Raw genomic sequence first — 25,748 nt, 5'->3', positions numbered from 1 at the left:
GATTTCCGTTACTTACATTACATTATACCGTTAGGGAGATGACTTGAATGCCACAATTTTTTGAAGGACATTTAGTATCAGAAGGATCCAGATATGGAGTTGTTGTTGGACGTTTTAACGAATTCATTACCAGTAAATTGCTTAGCGCAGCACTCGATGCATTCAAACGTCACGGCGTTCAGGATGATGAAGTGGATGTAGCCTGGGTTCCAGGTGCGTTCGAAATCCCTTTGATTGCGCAGAAAATGGCGGAGAGCGGCAAGTATGATGCGGTGATTACCCTGGGAACCGTTATTCGTGGATCAACTACGCATTACGATTATGTGTGCAACGAGATGGCTAAAGGGGTAGCCGCAATTAACCTGAAAACTGGCGTGCCTACGATCTTTGGACTGGTTACAACAGAAAATATTGAACAAGCGATTGAACGTGCCGGAACCAAGGCGGGTAACAAAGGTTGGGATGCAGCTACGGCGGCAATTGAGATGGCAAACTTGACGAAACAGCTAAAATAGTGCTTATTTAATAGTAGTGCCCTGCTTTGCGCAGACGAACACGGGAAACCGGATTCGGACGGCTTAGCAGGGTTTTGTATTTTTCTGGCGGGAGGATTCGTCTAGTGACGGTAGTTACATACAAACTGGAGACTTTTGAAGGGCCTTTGGATCTGTTGCTTCATCTGATTGATAAGGCTGAAATTCATATCCAGGATATTCCCATCAGCGATATTACCGATCAATACATGGCGTATCTGCATTCGATGCAGGAACTGGAACTGGATATTACGAGTGAATTTCTGGTCATGGCAGCAACATTGCTGGCGATCAAGAGCAAACTTTTATTGCCCAAACCACCGGTCATTGAGGACTTCGAGGATTATGATTATATGGAAGAAGAAGATTATGATCCACGTGCAGAGCTGATTGCACGTCTGATAGAATATCGCAAATACAAGGGAATTGCGCGTCATCTTCATGAACGGGAGTGGGAACGCAGCCTTATATTTTCCAAAGAGCCCGAGGATCTGCGCCCCTATATGCCCGTAGAAGCACAATCGAACCCGGTTGAGGGTTTACACACCTCTGACCTGATTGCAGCCTTTCAGAAGGCGCTACGTAAGGCTGAGAAGCGTACAACCGTAACCCGAATCAAACGAGATGAGATTTCGGTTAAGGACCGGATACGGGATGTCATCGGCGCTTTGGAAAGTATGGGGCCGGGAGGCAGGCTGTTATTCTCCAAGTTGATGGATGAACATATCTATCGCCATGAGATTGTTGTCACTTTTCTGGCGGTGCTTGAACTGATGAAGATGAAGCAGATTGTCTGTTATCAGGAACGGATGTTTGAGGATATCGTTATGGAGTGGAGAGGGGAAACAAAGAATCATGGATTTTCCGAAATTGAAATCGATTATTGAAGGCCTGCTGTTTTTGTCCGGAGAAGAAGGTCTGAGTATCAAACAAATCGCCGAGATCGTTGACCAGCGAGTGGAGCTTGTAACGGATGCGATTGAGGAGATGATTCATGAATTTTCACAGCAGGGACGAGGTGTACAGATTCTCAAGATCGCTGGTGTAGTTCAGTTGGGCACCTTGCCTGACCACGCTGTATATTTCGAGAAACTGGCATACTCTCCCGCGCGTACGTCCTTATCCCAAGCGGCTCTGGAGACACTGGCTATTGTAGCGTACCGGCAGCCCATTACACGGGTAGAGATTGAGGAAATCCGCGGTGTAAAATCGGAGCGGGCCATCCATACGCTTGTGAATAAGGATCTAATTATTGAAGTGGGACGAGCCGAGGCGATCGGACGACCAATTCTGTACGGAACGACCAAGTCATTCCTGGATTATTTCGGATTGGCAACAATTAAAGACCTTCCGGAACCAGGTTTGTTCGAAGATTCCGAAAACCTGGAGGAAGAGACACAACTATTATTCAACAAACTGGATTTGCAACAACTGGAACCGGAAAGTGCTGATCCGGTGGATGATCTAAGTCAATTTGACAACGAAGACGATAATACGGACTCTTCACTCTAATTTGCAAGCTCATACTAACCGACACCCATCAGTGGAGTCGGTTTTTTTGTGCATTATTTTTAGATAAATGGTGAATAAAACAGTTTCCAAACAAATATGAAATGGGATTTTTAGGTCAGACGTGAATTTTTTCCTATTCAGAGTGCCATACTAGACGAGAAAAGAATTGAGGGCTTGGAGGTAAGGCCTGTGTGGATTTGGCTTGGAGGAATCGGATTGTTGTTCGCATTGCTGATTGCCGCAGTCCTCATCTCAAATGTTCATGTACATTTTACATTCAGTAAACATAAAAGTGATGATTACGCCAATATTAATGTTCGTCTTCTCTATGGAATTGTGCGGATTAACTATGAGATCCCGAGTATTGTTTTTCGCAATATGAAGGAAGGTTTTCTGGTCAAGACCGAACAATCCATGAATCATTCGAGAGGCGAGGCCCAGGGAAGCGAGCGGGTCAACAAACGCAAAGTCAAGAAGTGGGCTAAAGATGTGAAAATTATGCTTAGGGCAACGGACGCGCTCAAGCTGTGGCTGAAGCAAACACTTACACGCGTACATATGACCCAACTGTCCTGGGCTACCCACATCGGCGTTGGTGATGCAGCATATACAGCGGTGCTGACGGGCTGGGTGTGGAGTATCAAGTCCATTATTATTGGTTTTCTCACCTATCAGATCCGCTTTGATGAAACACCTGTGCTTCAGGTTATGCCAGTATGGTCCGATGAAATGGAATTTAGAACGGAACTTGATTTCAGAGTGAAAATTCGGATTACAGCCGTTCTGATCGCTGGAGTTACACTACTCACCCGTGTGCTTCAAGTCGAAGGCGGATGGCGGATGTGGTTCAAGCTTCTTCAGGAACAGCGCCGCAGGCATAAGGAGAAGCAAAAGAAGAAACTTAGTGGGACAACAGTATAAAAACCCATCATAGTCGGTCTGTTTTTGGGAATGTAAGGTTGGGATTTGGTGAGTGTATTTAAAATGCTTATTACATAAGTCCCTTCAAGTTTGGGGATGATATGGTTAGATCAAACCTAGCTTACATTGAAACTGGAGGGAATTTAAATGTCAGATCATCCAATTCAAGGCTTAATGGAAACCGCAATGGAAAATATCAAGGCCATGGTGGATGTCAATACAATTGTTGGCGATGCAGTCGAAACACCAGATGGTACCGTGATTCTGCCAATCAGTAAGGTGGGATTCGGTTTTGCTGCCGGTGGTAGTGATTTTCACGTTAATGGAGAAAGTAGTGGCAAAAGTGGTGCTACGGGTACCTCTGCTGAACATGCGAGTTCAGCTAAAGTTGCTTCTCCGTTTGGTGGCGGTAGTGGGGGCGGTGTATCCATACGTCCTATTGCGTTCCTGGTGGTAGGTAAACAGGGGGTACACATTGTACCACTTGATAACTCCACACATCTGTTTGAGAAACTCATTGACTCCACCCCTTATGTTCTGGACCGTATTCAAGGCATGTTCCAACGGAATACAACACCAACGAATACTACAGGTGTACCGGTTACACCAGATCCATCAACGTACAGCTGAATCATTTCGTTATGATCCCTCCCGCATCCAAGCGTGAGGGATTTTTGCTGTTTTTGCCCTATGGGACATACTCCAAGTTGTCCGAACATAAGATAGTACAAGATTCCAAGTGACCCGGAGGAATGAATTGATGCGAAAAATAACGAAAGTCATTGCATGCATGCTTATCCCTGTCTTCTTGCTGTCTTCATTAGGGGCAACTCAAGCCCAGGCAACGATTCAAGGTCCGTCTACACATGCGCAAAGCGCTGCTCTCATTGATGTCACATCAGGCAGGATCTTATACAGCAAGGATGGGGATAAAGAACTGCGAATTGCCAGCTTGACCAAAATCATGACAGCGATCGTAGCGATCGAACACAGCAAGCTGGATGATAAAGTGAAAGTGTCTCCCACGGCTTTTGCCAAAGAAGGATCTTCTCTCTATCTCAAGTTAGGTGAAGAGATGACGCTTGAAAACATGTTGTACGGGCTCATGCTCCGTTCAGGCAATGACGCGGCCTCTGCGATCGCAGAACATGTCGGTGGATCGGAAGAAGGCTTTGTCCTGTTAATGAACAAAAAGGCGGAGCAAATCGGTCTGACGCATTCTCATTTTATGAACCCTCATGGACTGGATGCAGAAGGTCACTATTCAACAGCTAACGACTTGGCACGATTAACGGCATATGCATTGCACAATCCGGTGTTCAAACGCATCGTAGCCACGGAGGACAAATCCGCACCGAACCCCAATGAAAGCTGGGAATACTCTTGGCACAATAAAAATAAAATGTTGCGGATGTATGAAGGTGCGGATGGAGTGAAAACCGGCTACACAAAAAAAGCTTTCAGATGTTTGGTCAGTTCCGCTACACGTAACGGACAGCAGCTCGCCGCAGTAACGCTGAACGACGGAAACGATTGGAACGATCATGCTCGGATGTTAGATTTCGGTTTTGAGTACTTCCCGTTAGTAGAGGTCGCCAAGCAAGAACAGCCTGTGCAAAATACAGATGTCGTTACGGGCCGGGGATTCTGGTACCCACTGGCTAAAAGTGAAGAAGGCTCATTGACCAAGAAATTGATACTACACGAAAATAGAGGACAGTCGGAAACGGAAGGCAAGGAACAATCGACAGATCCTTCGTTTGGATTGGCAGGGCGCATTGATATGCAACTTGACGGCAAACTTGTGGGCTCAATTCCCGTGTATCGCAAAGGCAGTTATATTCCTCCTGAACCGAAGACAGAAGATGCAACGCTGGGTGGAATCGGTGATGTCTCTTCCTGGGCAACTGCATGGCGTGCCGTGTTAAGCCACCTGTTGTCTCCTTAGCTAAATCGCCATTGAAGGGAGGATATAATCCATGATTAATCTAATTTGGCTGCTCATGATTTTAATCGGATTTGTTTTTGCAGCCGTCAACGGCAATATCGAAGTGGTCACGCAAGCCGCTTTTGATGGGGCGGCAACGGGAGTCACGGTCTGTTTTGGACTGATTAGTGTGCTTGTGTTCTGGATGGGCATGATGAAAATGGCTGAAGATGCGGGTCTCCTGGCTCGGATTGCCAAGCTGCTCGGTCCGGTTGTTGGTTTCCTGTTCCCCGATGTGCCCAAAAATCATCCGGCGATGGGTTATATTCTCTCCAATATGAGTGCCAATTTGCTGGGACTAGGAAATGCGGCTACACCGATGGGAATCAAAGCCATGCAACAGCTGCAGGAGCTTAATCCGGACAAACAAACCGCTTCTCCTGCGATGTGCACCTTACTGGCTCTGAATACGGCTAGCATTACCATTATTCCGACAACGCTGATCGCCATCCGCTTAAACTATCATTCCGCCAATGCAACAGAGATTGTGGGAACAACATTGATGGCTACCATTATCGCTACACTTGCTGCTATAATCGCCGATCGCTGGTATCGAAACAGGGCTTTACACAAACCGCCGCGCATACAGAAAAGTGGCAATCCCGGCATGAAAGGATGAGCACCTTTGTTAACCTTCATCAACTGGATTTCCGTCTGGGCCATCCCGGTTATTATCGCGTTTGTTCCATTATATGCGTTTACCAAAAAGGTCCCGGTTTACGAATCCTTTGTTGATGGGGCCAAGGATGGTTTCTCCACTGCAATCAGTATTATTCCACATCTAGTGGGCATGATGGTCGCAATCAGCGTATTTCGTGCCTCGGGTGCACTGGATTTTGTGATTAGTCTGTTTGCTCCGCTGGTGTCCTGGATGGGTGTTCCGGGCGAAGTGTTACCACTCGGAATACTGCGTCCTTTAACGGGGACAGGCTCTCTGGCGTTTACAACCGATCTGATCAAAACCCATGGCCCTGACTCCATGATTGGACGTATGGCATCTACGATTCAGGGGAGTACAGACACCACGTTATATGTGCTGACTGTTTATTTTGGGGCTGTAGGCATACGTAACGGTCGATATGCACTCAAAGTAGGGTTGTTTTCCGATGTCGTTGGTTTTATTGCTGCCCTCGCCATTTGTTTGCTCGTTTTTGGTTAAAAGATATCTCCTTTCCTTCCGATATATTAGATATGCTAGAATAATAGCGGAGGAGAGTGAGACATGCAGAAGAGTTGGAAACGAATGCTCCGTGTCGGAATGTCAGGCGTGCTTGCTATTGCAATGCTCGCAGGGTCAACGGGGCTGGCGGCAGCTCAAGCCGTTCAGACGATACATTTTACAGGTTACTTCGACAAACAGCTGCGTGCACAAATGGCAGTCACAGCGGATTCTTTTCCAGTCGTGAATGTACGTTTGGTCAAGCAGGATGAACCCGATATGGTATATTATGATGTTGGTACCTCAATATTGATCTCAAAGGATGAAGTGCTCACGAATTATCATGTCGTTCAGAGTTTTGCTGAACTGTCTGATGGTGATGAAGGTACACTGACTGTTGCAAGTCCGGGTTCCCTTAGCAAGCCTGTAAAGGCAAAGATTATTAAGACAGACCCGGTGACAGATATGGCACTGCTGAAGCTGGACAAGGAAATAGAGGCCCAACCGGTCGCATTTGCAAATGCAAGGGATAACCAGGTTGTCTATACGATTGGATTTCCCAAAAATCCTGCTGGTGATCTTGTCATCCTGGATGAAGATTTTCCTTCAACCTTCAATACGATAGCCAAAAGCAGAGTGTTTAGTTCCCAAGCTTTGGACGTTCCAGGTAAAAAGGGAATCGGCAGTATTGTGAAATCCATGGCCCAAGGTAATTCAGGTGGCCCTGTTCTGGATCAGAACAACCGGGTCATTGGTATGATGACATTTGTGTACGGTGGACGTACCTATTATATTACTTCCAAGACATTGCAGACTTTCATTAAAGAGAGTACCACACCTGCCAAAAAACAGGTTGCAGTTGCCGGCAAAGTTTCCAATTAAATGATTTGAGGAAAAGGCTTATCTTTACGCCATCTGTGTTCAACAGGTCGTGTAAAGGCAGGCTTTTTTTTGCGGCAAATCTGGGGGAGGAAGGTAGCCAGAAATGGATATTCGTGTCTCCAGTTTACAAAATCCATGGATTATCCTTGTGATTTCCTTGCGTGATGGGTATCATTAGTGTGAGGTGACATGACAAACATGGAAAGATTACAAAAAATTATCGCACAGGCAGGCATTGCATCCCGCCGCAAGAGCGAGGAACTAATCCTGTCCGGCAAAGTAGAAGTTAACGGGGAGGTCGTAACCGAACTGGGTACAAAAGCGAACCCCGAAGAGGATATGATTACGGTTAATGGAAAACCGATCCGCAGTGAGAAAAAAGTGTACTTGATGTTGAACAAGCCAAAAGGCGTAATCACAAGTGCATCTGACCCGGAAGGTCGGAAAATTGTATCCGACTACCTGAAAGGTGTCAAGGAACGCGTATATCCTGTAGGTCGTCTGGATTATGACACAGAGGGCTTATTGATCCTTACCAATGATGGTGAGTTTGCACATTTGCTGACGCATCCTAAGCATCACGTACCCAAAACGTATCATGCAACGGTTAAAGGTGTGCCACATGGTACAGCTTTGGAGAAATTAAAGACAGGCATTATGCTGGATGACGGCATGACTGCTCCTGCAGAGGTAGAGTACAAAGATGTGGATACAGCGGCTAATGAGTCGGTCATTTCCATTACGATCTATGAAGGACGTAACCGTCAGGTTAGACGTATGTTCGAGGCAATCAACCATCCAGTAACCCGCCTGAAACGGATTTCGTTTGGTGGTATTTTGCTACAAAACCTGAAACGTGGTCTGACACGTCATCTGACCAAAGAGGAAGTCAACAACCTGATTACCCTCGCACAATCAGAACCAGCCAAAAAAATGAAAAAAAGGTAATGTGAGGACACATAATTTTCATAAAACCGCCGCAGTTTTGTGACGAAATTCGCTATAATTGTTCATAGGATGTTCACAGTTGTCTTAGACCAATAAGATGCGAATGCTACAGTCACTTAAAAGGGGAGCAGCACATGGGGAAATCAAGAAGAACGGTGCAAATCGTCATTTTGTTATTGATCCTGGTGTTGGGCGGATATGCGATTACCACATCGGTATCCGGCTCGAATGGCAAGCCAAAGGAAGGGGACAAGTCTCCTTCTTTTGAACTGCTGGGCCTGGATGGTCAAGTTCATAGGTCTGATGAGTATAAAGGAAAAGCGATGGTGATCAATTTCTGGGGCACCTGGTGTGAACCTTGTGTTAAAGAAATGCCTGCACTTCAGGCACAAGCTGACAAATGGAAGGACCAGGGAGTACAATTTGTCGGGATTAATGTTGGAGAAGACCAGATGACCGTGGATAATTTTATACGGCAGGTTGGCGTTACGTTTCCAATCATGCTTGACCGTGAGAAAAACTCGGTTCGTGATTTTGGGATCTCTCCGATGCCAACGACATTTTTTGTATCCGACACGGGCAAAATCTCTACCATTCATATCGGGCAACTTGATTTGGACACACTTGACGCTCAAATTTCGCAACTGGCGAAGCAGCCCTGACAGGAGGTCTATTCGTGTTCCAAAATACCAAATGTGAGTGCGGACACCAGAATCCGGTAGGCACTGTACTATGTGAAGCATGTGGGAAACCGCTGCTGGAGTCTGAAGCTAAATCGGATGAAGTGTTGGAAATGCGTTATGATGGCATGGCGCGCCGCTCACAGCGCAGTAATCCCAACATCATTGACCGCATATGGAACTTTTTTTCTTCCGTTAAAATTGCCGTCTATATGATTGTTTTTACGCTTGTAGGTTCTATGCTTGGCACGATCTATCCGCAAGAAAGTACATTTCTGAATATCGATCCCTCCGTGTACTACAAAGAAACATACGGTCAGTTGGGTCATATCTATTATCTGTTGGGTTTATCCCATACATACGAATCCTGGTGGTTTATTCTACTGCTGGTGCTGATTGGGGCATCATTGGTGATATGCAGTCTGGATCGCGTCCTACCGCTCTACAAAGCACTGAATAAACAGAGAATACGTAAGCATACGCAATTTTTGACAAGACAGCGTCTCGTGTACCAAGGTACCATCGAAGAGGCACAAGAAGACTGGATTAAGAAAGCGGTTACGCCGTTGAAAAAGAAAGGATACCGTGTGCACACCCAGGGGGATGCATTACTCGCCGAGAAACAACGATTCAGTCGATGGGGCCCATATGTCATCCATATTGGACTCATTATATTTTTGCTGGCGGTACTCGCACGAGGACTTCCTGGTCTGAATCTGGACGAGCACGTTGCTTTTCCTGAAGGGGAGATCAAAAAGATCCCGAATACATCGATGTATCTGCAAAATGAACAGTTTAATGTTGAATTCTACAGTGAGGACGAAGTACCCGAGCAATTCCGTAACCTGAATAAGACCGTTCCAAAACTGTTTGAAACAAAAGTTGTTTTGTATGAATGTACAGCAGATTGTTCGGATCTCTCGAAGAAACCTCAGTTAGCTGAGGTAGCCAGACATGATGTACGCGTGAATCATCCATTGAATTATAACGGTCTGAAAGCATATCAGTTTGATTATGATCTAACACCCACCATTCGGTCCGTAACGCCTGATCTGGTCAATACAAAGACGGGTGAAGTATATGGGCCAATTAAGATCGATATGGTAGATACCCAAAGAACATTTGAAGCTGGTCCTTATAAGCTCACGGTAAAAGAAAAGTTTATGGACTTTGGATTAGATGAGAATGGTCAGCCCAAATCAAAATCGCCTTCACCTAATGCACCTGCTTTTCTCTTTCTCATCAAGGGACCGGATCTGCCCGAAGAGGGGATACAATATCTGTACTTTGCGAAGCAGATTGATAAACAACGGTTTCAACAAGATGCAATTAACCAACAGCTGATTGGAGCTGAGATTCCTTTACAGCTGGAAGTAGACAGCATGGACAAGGTCGATATTATTCAGTCCGTAAGTTATCTCAATATAAGAGTGGATAAGGCAATGCCTTTTGTCTGGGTAGGAGCCGGTATTGTTATGTTGGGTCTGGTCATGGGTTTTTATTGGCATCATCGCCGCATCTGGATTCGTTTTGATGATAAACAGCTCACCTTGGGTGGACATACCAACAAAAACTGGTTTGGCTTCAGGCGTGAAGTTGCGGCCGTCTTGAAACAGATGAATCTGGAAGTGGAAGAAAAGTCGTTGGATAACGGGGGGAATCAGGCATGAGATTATTGGATTTCAGCAGCGACGCATTTATCGTATCTTTCTTTCTCTATTGTGCTGCATTCTTGTTATATGCTGTCGCGGTCATGGGCAAAAAATGGAGTAATCGTGATCCTCTGGACCATATGAATCGCTGGGGTAAAAGAGCTTTTATCGCTTCGACTGTCGCCTTGGCGGCACATATCGTATTTTTTGTAACCCGATGGGCTGGGGCAGGTCATATCCCGGTTAGTAACATGTATGAGTTCATGTCTTTTCTGTCCATGATGATTATGGTTGCATTTATTGTTGTATATGCCATATACCGCAAGTCATTACTGGGTTTGTTTGCGTTACCACTTACCATTATTATTATGGCGTATGCCGCTGTATTTCCTCAGGAGGTACAGCCATTAATCCCGGCGCTTCAGTCCATCTGGCTGAAAATTCACGTGACGTTGGCCGCGCTTGGTGAAGCATTCTTCGCCGTAGGTTTTGCCGCTGGGTTCATGTATTTGCTCCGTACCGTTGATTTCAGCGGTAAAGATAAATCTTCAAGACGTCAACGAGGATGGGTTGAATTCACCCTGGTTACGATCGTTGTAGTCATCGGATTCATCGGAACGGTATTTGCCTTTCGTACAGCTGGTTACGAGGCGGTTTTTGTACAGAAAACGGTCAGCATTGACACAGAGGTACAGGAAAATAGTACAATAGAGAAAGTGATTTATCGCATGCCTCCGATTTTTGCACCATATAATAGCGAAGTGGAGAGCATGACACCGTTTCTTGGCATGAAAAAACCTTTACTTGAGACGCCTTCCTGGATGAACGGGGTAAATGCCGGGCGCAAGCTGAATACGGTGGTTTGGTCACTTATTGTAGGTCTGATCCTGTATGGAATTGTACGACTTCTTGTGCGCAGACCACTTGGACAAGCGTTACAGCCAATGATGGATGGAATCGATGCCGATGATCTGGATGAGATAAGTTATCGCGCGATTGCCATTGGTTTTCCGATATTTACGCTGGGAGCATTAATTTTTGCCATGATCTGGGCTCAGATTGCCTGGAGTCGCTTTTGGGGTTGGGACCCCAAAGAGGTGTGGGCATTGATTACATGGCTATATTATAGTGTGTATCTGCATTTGCGTTTATCCAGAGGTTGGCAAGGTCAGAAGTCTGCATGGCTTGCAGTTCTTGGCTTCCTGGTGGTCATGTTTACGCTGGTTGGAGTGAATCTGATCATTGCCGGATTACATTCTTATGCTGGAGCTGACTAGGACAGACTCGTATTGCAAAGGTTGAGTTTAGAAGCGGGAAACACAAATGTACCTTTTTATTGAAGGGTATTCAAATATTGTTCGCCAGATCGAACATAATAGAAGTGATGAGGAGTTATTGCAAAGGGGCTGGAGAGGCATGGCTGAACATGAGAATCGAATACTGGTCGTGGATGACGAAGAGAGAATCCGCAGGCTTTTGAAAATGTATCTTGAAAAAGAAGGTTATGAAATCGATGAAGCTGAGGATGGGGAAACTGCACTGCGTAAAGCAACAGCAGGGGACTACGGGCTGATTTTGCTTGATGTGATGTTGCCGGGTATGGATGGAGTTGAAGTGTGTACCCGTCTTCGTCAGGTGAAATCAACGCCGGTTTTGATGCTCACTGCAAAAGGTGAAGAGATTAACCGGGTTCAAGGCTTCGAAGTTGGCGCTGATGATTATGTTGTAAAACCATTCAGCCCGCGTGAAGTGATTTATCGCGTCAAAGCGATTTTGCGTCGAGCTTCCGCGACAGCTTATCTCTCCAAGGAGAGCAATTCGAGTAACAACATCGTGTTCCCGCATCTGGTTATTGAGCATGATGCCCACCGGGTAACCGCTGGTGGCGAAGAGATTAGTCTTACACCAAAAGAATATGAATTGCTGCACTACCTGGCAACATCTCCCGACAAAGTTTTCTCCAGAGAAGAATTGCTCAAAGATGTATGGAATTACGAATTCTTTGGCGATCTTCGTACCGTGGATACGCACGTGAAGCGTCTTCGCGAGAAACTTAACAAGGTATCGCCTGAATCGGCGGCCATGATTACGACGGTGTGGGGTGTGGGTTATAAACTGGAAGTACCGAAGTAGTTTTAGTTTCTGGAGATCACTGGTCGGGAAGTTATGGATCACTATTATCTGCCTTGTGGGTTGTGTACTTATAGCGCTGGGTCTCTTTTTGCTGCCCTACATTGATACGAACTTTGCAGAATCCGAATCCAGAGATATTAAGCGGTTGTTCACCTATATCTGTATTATCGGATTCAGTTTAACCACGTTTTTTGCATTGTTTCTATTCACCAAAATAACGCAGCCTATGCAGCAATTGATTCAGGCAGCCAATGCGATTCGCAAAGGGAACTACGGAACACGTCTCTCCCTGGTAACGAGTGATGAGATTGGTGAACTTGCCAACACATTTAATCATATGGCTGCCCAACTGGAAGATAATATTCGAAACCTTAACCATGAGAAGGAACATTTGGCGAGTGTGCTTCGCAGCATGACTGATGCTGTTGTTACATTTGATGGTGAAGGCAAAGTTATTCTGACGAATCCGCCTGGAGAGAAGATCATGCAGGCATGGTATGATCTCGATTGGGCAAAAATGGACGAAGGACAAGAATCCGAGCAGTCTGACAAGACTTCGCGGGATGTACCTGAGCCCCTTCTTCCTTTGTTCAGAATGGTGATGGAGCAAGGCGGGGACCAGAACTCCAATGTTCACGTACAGCAAGGTGTCTGGTCTGTTCAGATGGCACCGTTGTACGCTGACAGTGTTGTCAGAGGGGCTGTGGCTGTTTTAAGAGATGTAACAGAAGAAGTGCGTCTGGAGAAAATGCGGCGTGATTTCGTGGCTAACGTATCTCATGAGATACGAACTCCGCTATCCATGATGCAAGGCTACAGTGAAGCCCTTTTGGACGGTATGGCAACCTCACCGGAAGAGAGCGAAGAACTGATCCAAGTCATTCATGATGAGTCTCTACGGATGGGCAGACTGGTTAAAGACTTGCTTGATCTTGCGCGGATGGAAGCTGGACACACGGACATGGTGATGAAGGAAGTTGACCTCGGAGAACTACTCGAACGTGTATATCGGAAGTTCTCGGTGCGTTCAAAAGAACAGGGAATTCAACTGCACTTTGAGTTCGAACAGCCAACAATTGAACTTCAACAGGCAGATGAGGATCGACTTGAGCAAGTATTTACGAATTTGCTGGATAATGCGTTCAGACATACACCTACTGGCAAAAATGTAATGATCTCAGCAGAGCGGGTCACTTATCTTCGTGCTCCATTTGTCAGAGTTTCTGTGAAGGATCAGGGTGTAGGTATCCCTTCATCTGACTTGCCATTTATTTTCGAACGATTCTACAAAGCTGACAAGGCTCGTGTTCGGGGAGAAAGTGCAGGTACGGGGCTTGGTTTAGCGATTGTGAAAAATATTGTTGATGCGCATCAAGGCATGATTACCGTCAATAGTGTGCTTGGCGAAGGAACAGAGTTTATTTTGCAATTTCCTTTGGATTCATCGAAATAGCCTGAATTTCATACAAAAAGTGCGGAAACACCCTCTTATGGAGGGTGTTTTTTTGTTGAAGACTACCGTTTAATCTTGTTCAACGTGGAACAAGAATGGTCTTTTTTTGACTAAAAAGAGTGTCCAAGATAATTTTCCTTCCTATGTAACATAAGCTTGAAAAGCAGGCAAGATAGAGGAGGATTGAGTTAAGCATGTCCGATGATCGAAAAAGGGTCAATATTAAAGCTTTCCTGGAAGGCAGATCTTTTAGAGCAGGCTCTCCGTTTATTCCAATAACCACAAGCGAACTGGAGCAGTTTGAATCTATACTGCGTTCTTTGGCTGTGGCTATTCCTGCTGCAATCAGTCAGCCGACTTCAGCCAATATACTGTCATTACAGAATGGATTACGCCAGTTACTTACTTTTGTAAATCAATCCGGATTTCGTGCCGGAGTAAAGGCAGAATTACAAGCCGTATTGGAATTAACGATTGCAGGTTCAGAGGTTGTTCCTGTTCCTCTTATTAATCTCGCAGGTAACTTGCAAAACTTACTGGATGACTTGTTAAGTGTGACGCTGCTTCTTGAAGTACCACCTGCAGAAAAAGATAAACTAGTGGGATTAATTCGATCGATCTCCATATCGTTAAGCCGGGCGACGACAACTCTTGGAACTGGAGGAATTACCGGACCAGCCGGGCCACAGGGAGTGCCAGGAGTCCCGGGGGTACCAGGTGTCCCAGGAGTCCCTGGGGTGAAAGGGGCTACTGGAACACCGGGAGGAATTGGACCAGTAGGACCGGTTGGCCCAATTGGTCCCCAGGGAGCACAGGGTCCGGCAGGAGCACCTGGTGTGGGCTTGAACAATATTACGGCTTTTGACCCTGCGCTTGGGCCGACATATGCTCAAGGTCAAGTAGTGAGCTACGAGGGTAGTCTTTATGTTGCCAATGTAAACGGTCCCTTGGGTACACCCGGAAGTTCTCCAGACTACACTCTTTTGCTGTCGGGAGGAACGACTGGAGTAACGGGAGCAACCGGAGCTGGTTTGACAGGAGCCGTGGCATTTAATCCAGCGCTCGCCCCGGGTTATCCAGCAGGTCAAGTAATTACGTATAACGGTAGTACTTACATTACGAGTGTAGCTGGTCCTCTAGGAACACCAGGATCTTCATCGGATTACACATTAATCGCTGCTGCGGGGGCGACTGGTGCAACTGGAGCCACAGGTGCAGGATTAAGTGGCATCGTGCCATTCGATCCCGCATTAGCACCAACATATCCAGCTGGACAGATCGTCACGTTTGGTGGCAGTACTTATATTACAAATGTCGCTTCGCCAACGGGTACGCCAGGAAGTTCTCCAGATTATACATTGCTTGCAGGTGCAGGACCTACAGGAGTCACAGGAGCATCAGGAGTAACTGGAGCGACAGGCGTAGGTTTAAGTGGTATCGTGCCATTCGATCCAGCCGTAGCCCCAACGTATCCAGTGGGTCAGGTTGTAACGTTTAACGGCAGTACGTATATAACTAATGTCGCGTCACCAACCGGAACGCCGGGGACTTCACCGGATTACACATTGCTTGCGGGCGCAGGAGCAACGGGAGTGACAGGAGCAACCGGCATTGGTGGAACGGGAAGTACCGGAGCTACAGGAGCATCGGGCGTAACAGGAGCGACTGGTGTGACCGGTGCAACTGGCGTTGGAGTAACTGGAAGTACCGGAGTCACAGGGGCATCAGGAGTAACGGGAGCGACAGGCGTAGGTTTAAGTGGTATCGTGCCATTCGATCCAGCGGTAGCCCCGACGTATCCAGCCGGTCAGGTTGTAACGTTCAACGGCAATACGTATATTGCAAATGTGGCATCGCCAACCGGAACGCCGGGCACATCGCCAGATTACACGTTGCTTGCTGGCGCTGGAGCAACAGGTGTGACGGGTGCAACTGGTGTTGGAGTAACAGGAAGTACCGGAGTGACAGGAGCATCGGGCGTAACAGGAGCGACAGGTGTAGGTTTAAGTGGTATTGTACCATTCGATCCAGCCGTAGCCCCGACGTATCCAGCGGGTCAGGTTGTAACGTTAAATGGCAGTACGTATATTGCGAATGTGGCCTCGCCAACCGGAACGCCGGGCACATCACCAGATTACACGCTGCTTGCTGGCGCAGGAGCAACGGGAAGTACCGGAGTGACAGGAGCGACTGGTCTTACAGGGTTGACTGGGGCGACGGGAATTACAGGAGCGACGGGATTAAGCGTAACGGGATCAACAGGAGCGACAGGCGTAGGTTTGAGTGGCATTGTACCATTTGATCCAGCCGTAGCCCCAACGTATCCAGCGGGTCAGGTTGTAACGTTCAACAGTAGTACGTATATTGCGAATGTGGCCTCACCAACGGGAACGCCGGGCACATCGCCGGATTACACGTTGCTTGCTGGCGCTGGAGCAACGGGTGTGACCGGTGCAACTGGCGTTGGAGTAACGGGAAGTACCGGAGTGACAGGGGCATCAGGGGTCACGGGAGCGACAGGTGTAGGTTTAAGTGGCATTGTACCATTTGATCCAGCTGTAGCCCCAACGTATCCAGCGGGTCAAGTTGTAACGTTTAACGGTAATACGTATATTGCAAATGTGGCATCGCCAACTGGAACGCCGGGGACTTCACCGGATTACACATTGCTTGCGGGCGCAGGAGCGACAGGTGTGACGGGTGCAACTGGAGTTGGAGTAACGGGAAGTACTGGTGAAACAGGAACGACTGGTCTTACAGGGTTAACCGGGGCGACGGGAATTACAGGAGCGACGGGACTAAGCGTAACGGGATCAACAGGAGTAACTGGAGGAACCGGGGCAACTGGTGAAACAGGAGCGACCGGTGTTGCAGGGTTAACCGGGGCGACGGGAATTACAGGAGCGACGGGACTAAGCGCAACGGGATCAACAGGAGTAACTGGAGGAACCGGGGCAACTGGTGAAACAGGAGCGACAGGTCTTACAGGGTTAACCGGGGCGACGGGAATTACAGGAGCCACGGGATTAAGTGTAACGGGATCAACCGGAGTAACTGGTGAAACAGGAGCGACCGGTGTTGCAGGGTTGACTGGGGCGACGGGAATTACAGGAGCCACGGGACTAAGCGTAACAGGATCAACAGGAGTAACTGGAGGAACCGGGGCAACTGGTGAAACAGGAGCGACTGGTGTTGCAGGGTTGACTGGGGCGACGGGGATCACAGGAGCAACGGGAGCAGGTGTAACGGGAAGTACTGGAGTTACTGGTGCGACTGGTGAAACCGGAGCAACAGGTATAACGGGCGCCACGGGAGTAGGCGTAACGGGAAGTACCGGAGCAACTGGTGTCACGGGGGAGACCGGAGTCACAGGTATAACCGGTGCAACGGGAGTCGGGGTAACGGGGAGCACCGGGGCAACTGGAGCAACTGGTGCGACTGGAGGAACAGGAGCCACAGGTATAACAGGAGCCACGGGAGTCGGCATAACAGGAAGTACTGGAGTAACTGGTGCGACTGGTGAAACCGGAGTCACAGGTGTAACAGGAGCCACGGGAGTCGGTTTAACGGGAAGTACTGGAGTTACTGGTGCGACTGGGGGAACAGGAGCGACAGGTGTAACGGGAGTGGGCATAACAGGAAGTACTGGAGCAACTGGTATCACTGGAGGAACAGGTGCCACAGGTATAACCGGGGCAACCGGAGTCGGCATAACGGGAAGTACTGGAGTTACTGGTGCGACTGGTGAAACCGGAGCCACAGGTATAACAGGAGCCACGGGAGTCGGCATAACAGGAAGCACCGGAGTTACTGGTGAAACCGGAGTCACAGGTGTAACAGGAGCCACGGGAGTTGGTGTAACAGGAGCCACGGGAGTTGGTGTAACGGGAAGTACCGGAGCAACTGGTGTTACGGGGGAAACTGGAGCGACAGGTATAACGGGAGCAACCGGAATCGGCGTAACGGGGAGCACCGGAGCCACAGGTATAACGGGAGCAACGGGAGTCGGTGTAACCGGAAGTACCGGAAGTACAGGAGTTACTGGAGCAACCGGTGCAACCGGAACATCTGTAACATCTAACTCGGCTTTTGCTGAGAACACTAATGGTACGATTGTTGTAATATTGGGTGGTACGCTCGTTCCATTACCGAATAACCAAAATATTGGCACAGGTATAACCGTCAATGGGACAAATGACACCTTCACACTGACCAATGCAGGTCGTTACTATATCTCATACAAAATAAATCTGACAGCTGCACTTGCTATCCAATCTAGGGTTTTACTTAACGGTGCAGCAATTCCAGCGAGTGTAGTATCTCCAGTACTTTCTCTCAGTCAGCTGCAGTCTGACTTTATGGTTACCGTTACCGCTGGTTCAACAATACAGTTACAATTATTCGGGCTTGTTGGCGCAGCCGTCCTTTCTCCTCCGGGGTCTACACTAAACATTATTCAGTTAAGTTAATAGTTCGATTTCGTATTAAGACTATTTCCCAGTGGGCAAAAAAAGCGGATTTCATATAGGGGTGAGGGGCACCCCTTTTCCAATTCCACAAATATTTTTTGTTTGCAAGCTTCATCACCGATATTTCAGCGGGTACACGAAAAAAAGACGGGAACCACTAGGGTCCCGTCTTTCCTTTTACATATAGAAATATATTTGATTATTCCAGAACAATCTCAACAGCAGTATTGATTTCAGGCAGCGCAGCAAGCTGCACAAGCACATCTTTTGGAACAGCTTTATCTACGGTCAGAATCATGATCGCTGCACCACCAATAATTTTACGTCCAACCTGCATGGATGCGATGTTGACATCGTTTTGTCCAAGCAGCGTTCCTACACGTCCGATAATACCTGGTTTATCGTTGTGGGAGATCAAAATTTGATGACTTTCCGGAGCGATATCTACCGGGAATTTGTCCAGACGAACAATACGTTCTCCATAACCTGCAAGCAATGTACCTGCTACACGACGTTCCTCAGCATCTTGAGTTGTAACCAATGTTACGGTAATCAGGTTAGTAAATCCTTTAGTTGTTGAGGTTTGGCTTACAACCACATTCAGATCACGGATTTTGGCCAGATGCATGGAGTTGACGATGTTGGCTTCCCCACCCAAATGTCTGGCGAGAATCCCTTTCACAATGTAACGTGTGAGAGGAGAAGTATCTACTTCAGAAAGTTCACCAGCATAGTCGATCCGAATCTCCTGCACTGCATTTTGTGTAATCTGTGCTGCAAAACTACCCAACGTTTCACCCAGTTTGAAATACGGCTGCAATTTGTTCATCACAGTTGGTGCAACAGCCGGCATGTTAACTGCGTTTTTAAACGGTTCATTGCGCAAAATGTGAAGCACCTGTTCCGACACATCGATAGCCACGTTCTCTTGCGCTTCTACTGTGGACGCACCAAGGTGAGGCGTAACGATAATGCTTGGGTGATTCAGGAACGGGTGATCAGCGGCTGGCGGCTCGCTTTCGAATACGTCAAATGCTGCACCAGCAACAATACCTTGATCAATGGCTTCGACAAGTGCCATCTCGTCAACTACACCACCACGAGCACAGTTGATGATACGCATGCCTTTTTTCATCACTTCGAATTGTGGACGTGAAATCATATGCCGTGTTTCCGGTGTTAATGGTGTGTGAACGGTCATGAAGTCCGCATTGCGAATGATATCATCTACACTAGCCAGCTTCACTTGCAGCTTCTCGGCACGCTCCTCCGTGAGGAACGGGTCGTAAGCAAGAATGTCCATTCCAAATGCTTTGGCGCGCTTGGCAACTTCACTACCGATCCGTCCCATACCCAGTACACCGAGCGTTTTATTTCTTAATTCCACACCCAGGAAGGTTTTACGATCCCACGTACCCTGAATAGTCTTGGCATATGCCTGAGGAATGTGTCGTGCCAATGCCATCATCATGGCAAACGTGTGCTCACAGGTTGTGATGGTATTGCCATCAGGTGCATTAATAACGATGATACCGCGCTGTGTAGCAGCTTCCAGATCAATGTTATCTACACCAACACCTGCACGTCCGATTACCTTAAGGTTGGTACCAGCCGTCATAATACGATCTGTAACACGAGTCTGGCTGCGAACCAAGAGGGCATCATATTCACCAATAATGGCAACAAGTTCATCTTCACTAAGACCGGTTTTCTTCTCAACAACAACATCATTTGCATCCACCAGTTGCTGGATCCCCAGATCACTGATTGGGTCCGACACTAACACTTTGTACATGGTTTCTTCCTCCTTAGGTATGTGTATCTATATCGTCAAGGTCTGACCTCAGCGAAGAGGTATTCCTTAAAACCAGATTGATTCTTCCGCCCAACAACGCGGTGTCGCAGCAGAGGGGGAAGGTGAAGCAAATAGAGTGATCCCACAGATATCCTTTAAAATAAATCAAAAAACTCTCAATCCACATACTGCTTGCGCAATAAGGGACGAGAGTTGTCGTGGTACCACCCTAATTCACCGCCGTTTCGCAACGACAGTCTTAGCGGTCAATGAAGACCGAAGAGGATAACGGGTCTAAACCGATTGCACCTACTCCAATTTCAATGCAATAACTCAGGAGCGCTCAAGACCATTTGCCTGCCACCGATTCACACCTACCATCGGCTCTCTGTAAGACGAAGCAACGTCTTTTTTCCATCATCGTGTTTAACGTGACTAATTTTTCATAATGTATCATGGCTGACATGAGCATGTCAATAGGCTTAAATGTTTTAAAATGTTTTGCAGATGTCTTTAGATTCACACATAAACAGAGTCACCATAAGTAATACAATAGTTAATATACCTATCACAAGAAGATGGAAAGTAAGCTGTTTGGTGAACTGAATTTTACTGCTTTAATGAAGTAATGGCACGGACATATAACCAGGACTTGGGGCAGGCCTTGAACCTAATTGGTTTTTTGGCTATCATTTAGTATACTATCCGATTGGACAACGTAATTGTTATCCATCAAATTTAACTCAAGAGGACAGACGCATCCGATGAAAAAATTCAAGTTTCCCAAGTTCAAGATTCAGAAGGCTGAGCCACAGCAGCTTACCGAGCGTTTGCTTTTAATCAATCTATACTTTACACAAGGTCTGACACTGATTATCGGAGTTGTGTGGATCTTATTGCAGAAACGAAACTTGTTAGATGTACTCGCATGGCCTGACAATTACCAATTTATATGGTGGGGTCTGGGTCTTGCAGGAATAATGCTTGTTATGGACTTGGTACTGTCGTATGTTATACCTCAGGAAAGCATGGATGACGGTGGAATTAACGAGATGTTGTTCCGTGGGCGTCCGATCTGGCACATTGTATGTATAGCAGCCATTGTTGCTGTGTGTGAGGAATTATTATTCCGTGGAGCCATCCAACATGCCATCGGTCCTTACTGGACAAGTATTTTATTTGCAGTTATCCATATTCGTTATTTGCGCCACTGGATTCCAACAGGCTGGGTGTTTGTCTCAAGTTATGGATTGGGTTGGATTTACTTGCAGTCCGGCACATTATGGGCGCCTATATTATGTCACTTTATTATTGATTTGGTGTCCGGATTAGCGATACGTTTTCGGAGGGGATCATGAATCAGCCATTAAGTAGAATGAAGACATATGGCAGTCAGCGCCATCGTCAATCGGATAAAAAAGAGAAATCCGAGCGTCAGGTGGCTTCTCAAGTAAGCATCGTTGCTGAAACGGCAGCAGCTGCTGAGGTTGGCGGAATCACACCAATTACTTCCGTTTCTTTACCTAGATCACAGCGCAAGCCCTATACAGAAAAACTGGAAAGTCCAGTACTTCCTCAAAGGGCACCATCACGCTCCAAAAAAACGCCAAATTCAACGGAAGAATCGATCCCCGAAGCGGGTTCGCTTCCTACACGGACAGAATTACATCCTTCACGTCGGTTAAAATTGAGCAAGAGGTTTGTCAATTCACTCATTTTTATTTTTGTCATGTTAACGATTAGTCTGGTTTGGTGGGGGGTTGAAGGGGCACCCGCTCTGAATACGTTCCTTCCCTTGCCGTGGTAATACTTTTACTCGCAGGTTTAATCATTTTGATGGGAGTTTTACTACTTTTTCATATGTGGCGTGAAGCCCATATTCATCAAATGATTGAAGAAGAGGTTGAAGTGCCTCATCTGCCAACATCCTTTGACGGGGCTATGATTTTGTATGTATCCGACACGCACAAGCGCAAGTTGAAGCAGAATGATCTGGCAAACGTTAAAAACAAGGTGGACTGGGTTCTCATCGGCGGGGATGTTGCGGAAAAAGGAATCTCATGGTCTTTAGTTAGACATAACATGAAAATTTTATCGAACATTGCTCCTTCATTTACGGTGTATGGCAACCATGACAAGAGGGCTGGTACCGCTCAACTTGCGCGAATCCTTCGGGAATCGGACGTTAAGCTCCTGCAGGATAATGTAGAATATCTGCAAAGGGGCAACGACAGATTGAGCCTGATCGGCATAGACTATCGTTCCAAACAGGGCGATGTATTACTGCAGCAGATCGGTAACCGTTTATGCAAAATTGCTATCGTCCATGATCCTTTGCAGGCCCTTCGCTTGGAAGAAAATGCAGATCTTATTCTAAGCGGTCATACACATGGCGGACAATTGGTTTTGCCATTTTTCGGACCTGTGTTCCTTAGAAAAGCGTATCGTCCCGTATCGAACGGGTGGTACTCCCTGAAGCGAAGTCCGGAGGACGTTCACCAAGAAGGCAAAATGCTTGTTAGCAGAGGATACGGTACAAATCATCTTCCTCTCCGACTAGGTTGTCCTGCGGAGATGCATATCATCACGTTAAGAGTGCCCGCGGAAAAAGCACTCACAGAGAAACAGCCTTGATCCATTGGGTCAAGGCTGTTTTATTTTAATGCGCAAAATTACAATTTAACGAGCTTCCAATTCAATTGCACGCGGATCAACAAAGGAATAACCTTTCTTTTCGAGCTTGGTCAGCAACTCATCCAATGCTTCAACCGTCCATGGCAACTCATGCATCAAAATATTGCTTCCGGGATTTAACTGGTCCAGTACATTTTGAATGACTTTTTCCGGTTTGTCTTTGGTGCTTTTATCCCAATCGAGCGAACCATTAGACCAAGTCATATATAACATGCCATTTTTCTTCACAGCAGCCTTCAGTGCATCATTTCCCGAACCAAAAGGTGGACGGAAGAATTGCGGTTCCTCACCAATGGTATCCTTCACTATTTTTTGGACATCTGTAACCTGTTTTGCCGCCTCAGCGTTGGACATTTTTTTGAGATCCTCATGATCCCAGGCATGATTGCCTACAATCTGACCCCGATCATGTATGAGTTTGAGTAATTCCGGATGGCTTTTCACCCGATATCCATTGACGAAAAATATCGCTTTAGCGTTATGTTTATCTAAAGTGTCGATCAGTGAAGTAATCATTTTTTCTTCTTTGGGTCCATCATCAAAAGTTAACAAGACCACTTTGCTTGGGCTCGCTTCATCGTTTGGTTTAATATAATAATTTTCATTCATATGATACGTCTTTTCCACTTTCTCTTCTGTAGAAACCTTCTCCGAAGATTCAGGTTCTTCTTCTGTCGCAGTTGAATCTTTCGTTGAAGACTCGGGCACACCAGTTCCGGGTTCTCCTGTTTCAGTTGGGTTAGAGTTACCTTGCTCTTCTTGAACCGTGGTAGTTGATTCGCCTGCTGGTGCGGAATTATCAGATGTTTTTTCTTCTGCTGTCCCACAAGCTGACAGCAGCAAACTTGCAGCAATGATCAATGCGGCGGTATGTCTGAACATGATTTCAACTCGCTTTCCTGTATTTATACGGAATGAGATCGCTCACTACCGCAAACACTAAATATGATTTTAACACTTGAAGGAGGTTGGTGTAATGAAGACGTCATCCTTTTTTTGGGGCATTGTCATTGGTGTTGCAGCCAGTTCATGGCTGTCCAAAGGCAAATTGCCCATGATGTCATCGGGTTCATCAAGAAATATGATGGATCAGGCAAAACATAAGATGATGGAAATGACTTTCCCGGGTATGGACGGGTTCACAAGCAAGCAAAATCAACATGGTGAATCCCACAAAAATCCGGCAGCAAAGACCGCAAGAGCGATCACACCGCAGGAAAAAGAAGCGAATATGAGTATGCTCAAAGATTTTATTCGCACCAATCCGGATGTGAAGCATGAAGTTGAGCAAATTTTAAGCCAAACAAACACAACAGTACCGGGTTTATAAACCAAAACCTCCAATTAGAATCATCCACAGTCTTGATTTGCTGTGGAATGATTCTTTTTTTGTCGATTTTACTTCGTGCATTTAGAGGTATAAAATGATAACATAACTACATAGATTTATTTTCAGCACATATTGTTTTGTGCTTCATAATCTGTTATAAGACTTGCTTATAAAGGGGAGATCCTGTATGAAAATAGAACGACTAAGTCACGATAAGATACGGATTTTCCTGACCTTTGACGATCTGAGCGAGCGCGGAATACAAAAAGAAGATATGTGGCAGGAAATACCTAAGGTTCATGAACTGTTCACTGAAATGATGGATCAGGCCTATTCCGAACTTGGATTTGATGCCACAGGTCCACTCGCTGTCGAAGTATTCGCACTTCCCGCTCAAGGGATGGTTGTCATTGTCACACGTGGAAAATATGATCCGCAACAATATGGTTTAGGTCATGAAGATGATCTTCCTGAAGAAGTATATGAAATGGAAGTTACACTCGAGCAAAGCGATTCCATTGTTTATGCATTCAAGGACTTTGAAGTGCTCATTGAAGCTGCACATATGTTGCGTCAGCATGTTACGGATGCTGGGAGACTTTATTCCTATAAAGACAAGTGGTTCTTGCATTTGGAGCCAGATGAGGTAGATTCCACCAAACATGCGGCATTGATTGCCTTGCTTGCTGAATTTGGCGAAGGCTCCTCAGTTACTCCAGCAGTCATGGAAGAGTATGGTAAGGTTGTTATTCCTGCACAAGCGATTGATGTTATCTGCACCCACTTCAAACGCCAGGATTAATCTCTAGTTGTAATCGCGTCTTTAGTCAGAGGAGGGAATTTCGGTGCTTTTGTTTTCGGTCTTAGCGGCAGCAGTTGCTCCGGGTCTCGCCTTGTTAACATACTTTTACCTGAAAGACCGTTATGATTATGAGCCACTTCATATGGTATTGCGGGTTTTCCTCATGGGGATTCTGATGGTACTGCCTGTGATGATTATTCAGCGTGGCATGATGATGTGGCTCGGGGATAATCCTTATCTTGAGGCCATTATGATCTCAGGTGGTGTGGAGGAATTCGTTAAATGGTTCGTACTTTATCATATCATCTATAATCACACCGAATTTGATGAGCCGTATGACGGGATATTATATGCAGTCGCTGTTTCACTTGGATTTGCCACTGTTGAGAATGTGTTGTATGCCTTTGCGGGGAATGCATCCGTCTCAGCCATGTTCCTTCGGGCACTGCTCCCTGTTTCAGGGCACGCTATGTTTGCGGTAATCATGGGTTATTATATGGGTAAAGCCAAGTTTATCGGTGGTAAGAAAAAGCGGTGGTATCTGGTTCTTTCTCTGGTGTTACCTTTTTTCTGGCATGCATTGTACGATGTCATCATGAACACCATGGTGAATCATTGGTTGTGGTTTATAGCGCCGCTAATGGCGGGCCTGTGGTATGGGGCAATGGGTAAAATCACACGAGCTAATAACCGTTCTCCTTTTCGTTTTGTGAAGCGGGAGGAAGAGGTTAAATTATAAAAATACGGACACACTGGTGGACATAAAGCGCATATTGCGCCTATGACTCCGGTGTGTTT

General features: G+C 46.5%; 24 protein-coding genes and 1 other annotated feature. Of the genes, 22 read left to right on the top strand and 2 right to left on the bottom strand.

Features of this window, described 5'->3' with window-relative positions; translation table 11 throughout:
• Positions 1 to 47: 47 nt before the first annotated feature.
• The 16 genes from ribE (at position 48) to MHH25_RS19295 (ending at position 18,329) form a co-directional block, all read left to right on the top strand.
• Positions 48 to 515, top strand: a complete 468-nt coding sequence (gene ribE / locus MHH25_RS19370; RefSeq protein ID WP_017687651.1) for a 6,7-dimethyl-8-ribityllumazine synthase — start codon at positions 48 to 50, stop codon at positions 513 to 515.
• Between the two features lie 104 nt (positions 516 to 619).
• Positions 620 to 1,420: a segregation/condensation protein A gene (locus MHH25_RS19365; protein WP_340017831.1), complete on the top strand. Its 801-nt coding sequence runs from the start codon at positions 620 to 622 to the stop codon at positions 1,418 to 1,420.
• Complete coding sequence (gene scpB, locus MHH25_RS19360; RefSeq protein ID WP_340017830.1) at positions 1,389 to 2,045, top strand: SMC-Scp complex subunit ScpB; 657 nt, start codon at positions 1,389 to 1,391, stop codon at positions 2,043 to 2,045. Before MHH25_RS19365 ends, scpB begins: the two co-directional genes overlap by 32 nt.
• 189 nt (positions 2,046 to 2,234) lie before the next feature.
• Positions 2,235 to 2,966, top strand: coding sequence for a DUF2953 domain-containing protein (locus MHH25_RS19355; RefSeq protein WP_036672305.1), 732 nt, complete (start codon positions 2,235 to 2,237; stop codon positions 2,964 to 2,966).
• Between the two features lie 147 nt (positions 2,967 to 3,113).
• Complete coding sequence (ytfJ, locus tag MHH25_RS19350) at positions 3,114 to 3,596, top strand: GerW family sporulation protein (protein ID WP_036607830.1); 483 nt, start codon at positions 3,114 to 3,116, stop codon at positions 3,594 to 3,596.
• Between the two features lie 130 nt (positions 3,597 to 3,726).
• Positions 3,727 to 4,914 carry a D-alanyl-D-alanine carboxypeptidase family protein gene (locus tag MHH25_RS19345; RefSeq protein WP_315371739.1) on the top strand — a complete coding sequence of 396 codons (1,188 nt, stop codon included), beginning with the start codon at positions 3,727 to 3,729 and terminating at the stop codon, positions 4,912 to 4,914.
• A gap of 31 nt (positions 4,915 to 4,945) precedes the next feature.
• On the top strand, positions 4,946 to 5,572 hold the full coding sequence (locus MHH25_RS19340; protein WP_036607746.1) for a nucleoside recognition domain-containing protein: 627 nt from the start codon (positions 4,946 to 4,948) through the stop codon (positions 5,570 to 5,572).
• 6 nt (positions 5,573 to 5,578) lie between these two features.
• Positions 5,579 to 6,112: a spore maturation protein gene (locus MHH25_RS19335; RefSeq protein WP_017687658.1), complete on the top strand. Its 534-nt coding sequence runs from the start codon at positions 5,579 to 5,581 to the stop codon at positions 6,110 to 6,112.
• A gap of 63 nt (positions 6,113 to 6,175) precedes the next feature.
• Complete coding sequence (locus tag MHH25_RS19330; protein WP_340017829.1) at positions 6,176 to 6,994, top strand: serine protease; 819 nt, start codon at positions 6,176 to 6,178, stop codon at positions 6,992 to 6,994.
• A 198-nt stretch (positions 6,995 to 7,192) separates the two neighbouring features.
• Positions 7,193 to 7,942, top strand: a complete 750-nt coding sequence (locus tag MHH25_RS19325; RefSeq protein WP_036607741.1) for a pseudouridine synthase — start codon at positions 7,193 to 7,195, stop codon at positions 7,940 to 7,942.
• Between the two features lie 134 nt (positions 7,943 to 8,076).
• Positions 8,077 to 8,604, top strand: coding sequence for a redoxin domain-containing protein (locus MHH25_RS19320; protein WP_340017828.1), 528 nt, complete (start codon positions 8,077 to 8,079; stop codon positions 8,602 to 8,604).
• A gap of 14 nt (positions 8,605 to 8,618) precedes the next feature.
• Complete coding sequence (locus MHH25_RS19315) at positions 8,619 to 10,292, top strand: cytochrome c biogenesis protein ResB (protein WP_340017827.1); 1,674 nt, start codon at positions 8,619 to 8,621, stop codon at positions 10,290 to 10,292.
• Positions 10,289 to 11,551 (top strand): cytochrome c biogenesis protein CcsA, encoded by a 1,263-nt coding sequence (gene ccsA, locus MHH25_RS19310; RefSeq protein ID WP_017687663.1) that lies wholly within the window; start codon positions 10,289 to 10,291, stop codon positions 11,549 to 11,551. Before MHH25_RS19315 ends, ccsA begins: the two co-directional genes overlap by 4 nt.
• A gap of 139 nt (positions 11,552 to 11,690) precedes the next feature.
• On the top strand, positions 11,691 to 12,407 hold the full coding sequence (locus tag MHH25_RS19305; RefSeq protein ID WP_036607918.1) for a response regulator transcription factor: 717 nt from the start codon (positions 11,691 to 11,693) through the stop codon (positions 12,405 to 12,407).
• Positions 12,376 to 13,860 carry an ATP-binding protein gene (locus MHH25_RS19300; RefSeq protein ID WP_280523078.1) on the top strand — a complete coding sequence of 495 codons (1,485 nt, stop codon included), beginning with the start codon at positions 12,376 to 12,378 and terminating at the stop codon, positions 13,858 to 13,860. The genes MHH25_RS19305 and MHH25_RS19300 overlap by 32 nt, the downstream gene beginning before the upstream one ends.
• Before the next feature lie 194 nt (positions 13,861 to 14,054).
• Positions 14,055 to 18,329 (top strand): collagen-like repeat preface domain-containing protein, encoded by a 4,275-nt coding sequence (locus tag MHH25_RS19295; protein WP_340017826.1) that lies wholly within the window; start codon positions 14,055 to 14,057, stop codon positions 18,327 to 18,329.
• 199 nt (positions 18,330 to 18,528) lie between these two features.
• Here the strand turns inward: MHH25_RS19295 and serA are convergent, their stop codons facing one another.
• Positions 18,529 to 20,124, bottom strand: a complete 1,596-nt coding sequence (serA, locus tag MHH25_RS19290) for a phosphoglycerate dehydrogenase (RefSeq protein WP_017687669.1) — start codon at positions 20,122 to 20,124, stop codon at positions 18,529 to 18,531.
• Positions 20,125 to 20,323: 199 nt separating this feature from the next.
• Positions 20,324 to 20,554, bottom strand: a binding site (T-box leader).
• A gap of 334 nt (positions 20,555 to 20,888) precedes the next feature.
• On the opposite strand from serA, the gene MHH25_RS19285 reads away from it, so the two are divergent.
• From MHH25_RS19285 to MHH25_RS19275, 3 genes are read left to right on the top strand one after another with little or no spacing between them, the layout of a single operon-like run.
• Positions 20,889 to 21,482, top strand: coding sequence for a type II CAAX endopeptidase family protein (locus MHH25_RS19285; RefSeq protein ID WP_036607728.1), 594 nt, complete (start codon positions 20,889 to 20,891; stop codon positions 21,480 to 21,482).
• Positions 21,479 to 21,931, top strand: coding sequence for a hypothetical protein (locus MHH25_RS19280; protein ID WP_017687671.1), 453 nt, complete (start codon positions 21,479 to 21,481; stop codon positions 21,929 to 21,931). The genes MHH25_RS19285 and MHH25_RS19280 overlap by 4 nt, the downstream gene beginning before the upstream one ends.
• Positions 21,932 to 21,960: 29 nt before the next feature.
• Entirely contained in the window at positions 21,961 to 22,758 is a 798-nt protein-coding gene (locus tag MHH25_RS19275) for a metallophosphoesterase (protein ID WP_076317423.1), read from the top strand.
• Positions 22,759 to 22,803: 45 nt separating this feature from the next.
• Here the strand turns inward: MHH25_RS19275 and MHH25_RS19270 are convergent, their stop codons facing one another.
• Positions 22,804 to 23,700 carry a polysaccharide deacetylase family protein gene (locus MHH25_RS19270; RefSeq protein ID WP_340017825.1) on the bottom strand — a complete coding sequence of 299 codons (897 nt, stop codon included), beginning with the start codon at positions 23,698 to 23,700 and terminating at the stop codon, positions 22,804 to 22,806.
• A 94-nt stretch (positions 23,701 to 23,794) separates the two neighbouring features.
• Here MHH25_RS19270 and MHH25_RS19265 point away from each other — a divergent pair, with 94 nt between their 5' ends.
• The 3 genes from MHH25_RS19265 (at position 23,795) to prsW (ending at position 25,689) form a co-directional block, all read left to right on the top strand.
• A complete protein-coding gene (locus tag MHH25_RS19265) occupies positions 23,795 to 24,148 on the top strand; it encodes a hypothetical protein (RefSeq protein WP_047843572.1) in 354 nt (117 codons plus the stop codon).
• A gap of 187 nt (positions 24,149 to 24,335) precedes the next feature.
• Complete coding sequence (locus MHH25_RS19260; protein WP_017687675.1) at positions 24,336 to 24,950, top strand: genetic competence negative regulator; 615 nt, start codon at positions 24,336 to 24,338, stop codon at positions 24,948 to 24,950.
• A gap of 43 nt (positions 24,951 to 24,993) precedes the next feature.
• Positions 24,994 to 25,689, top strand: coding sequence for a glutamic-type intramembrane protease PrsW (gene prsW, locus MHH25_RS19255; RefSeq protein WP_017687676.1), 696 nt, complete (start codon positions 24,994 to 24,996; stop codon positions 25,687 to 25,689).
• The last annotated feature ends 59 nt before the right edge of the window (positions 25,690 to 25,748 follow it).

This window comes from Paenibacillus sp. FSL H3-0457 (assembly GCF_037981725.1).
Taxonomy (GTDB): domain Bacteria; phylum Bacillota; class Bacilli; order Paenibacillales; family Paenibacillaceae; genus Paenibacillus; species Paenibacillus amylolyticus.
Note: the sequence above shows the minus strand (reverse complement) of the source record. Positions and strands in the feature narration are given on the sequence as shown.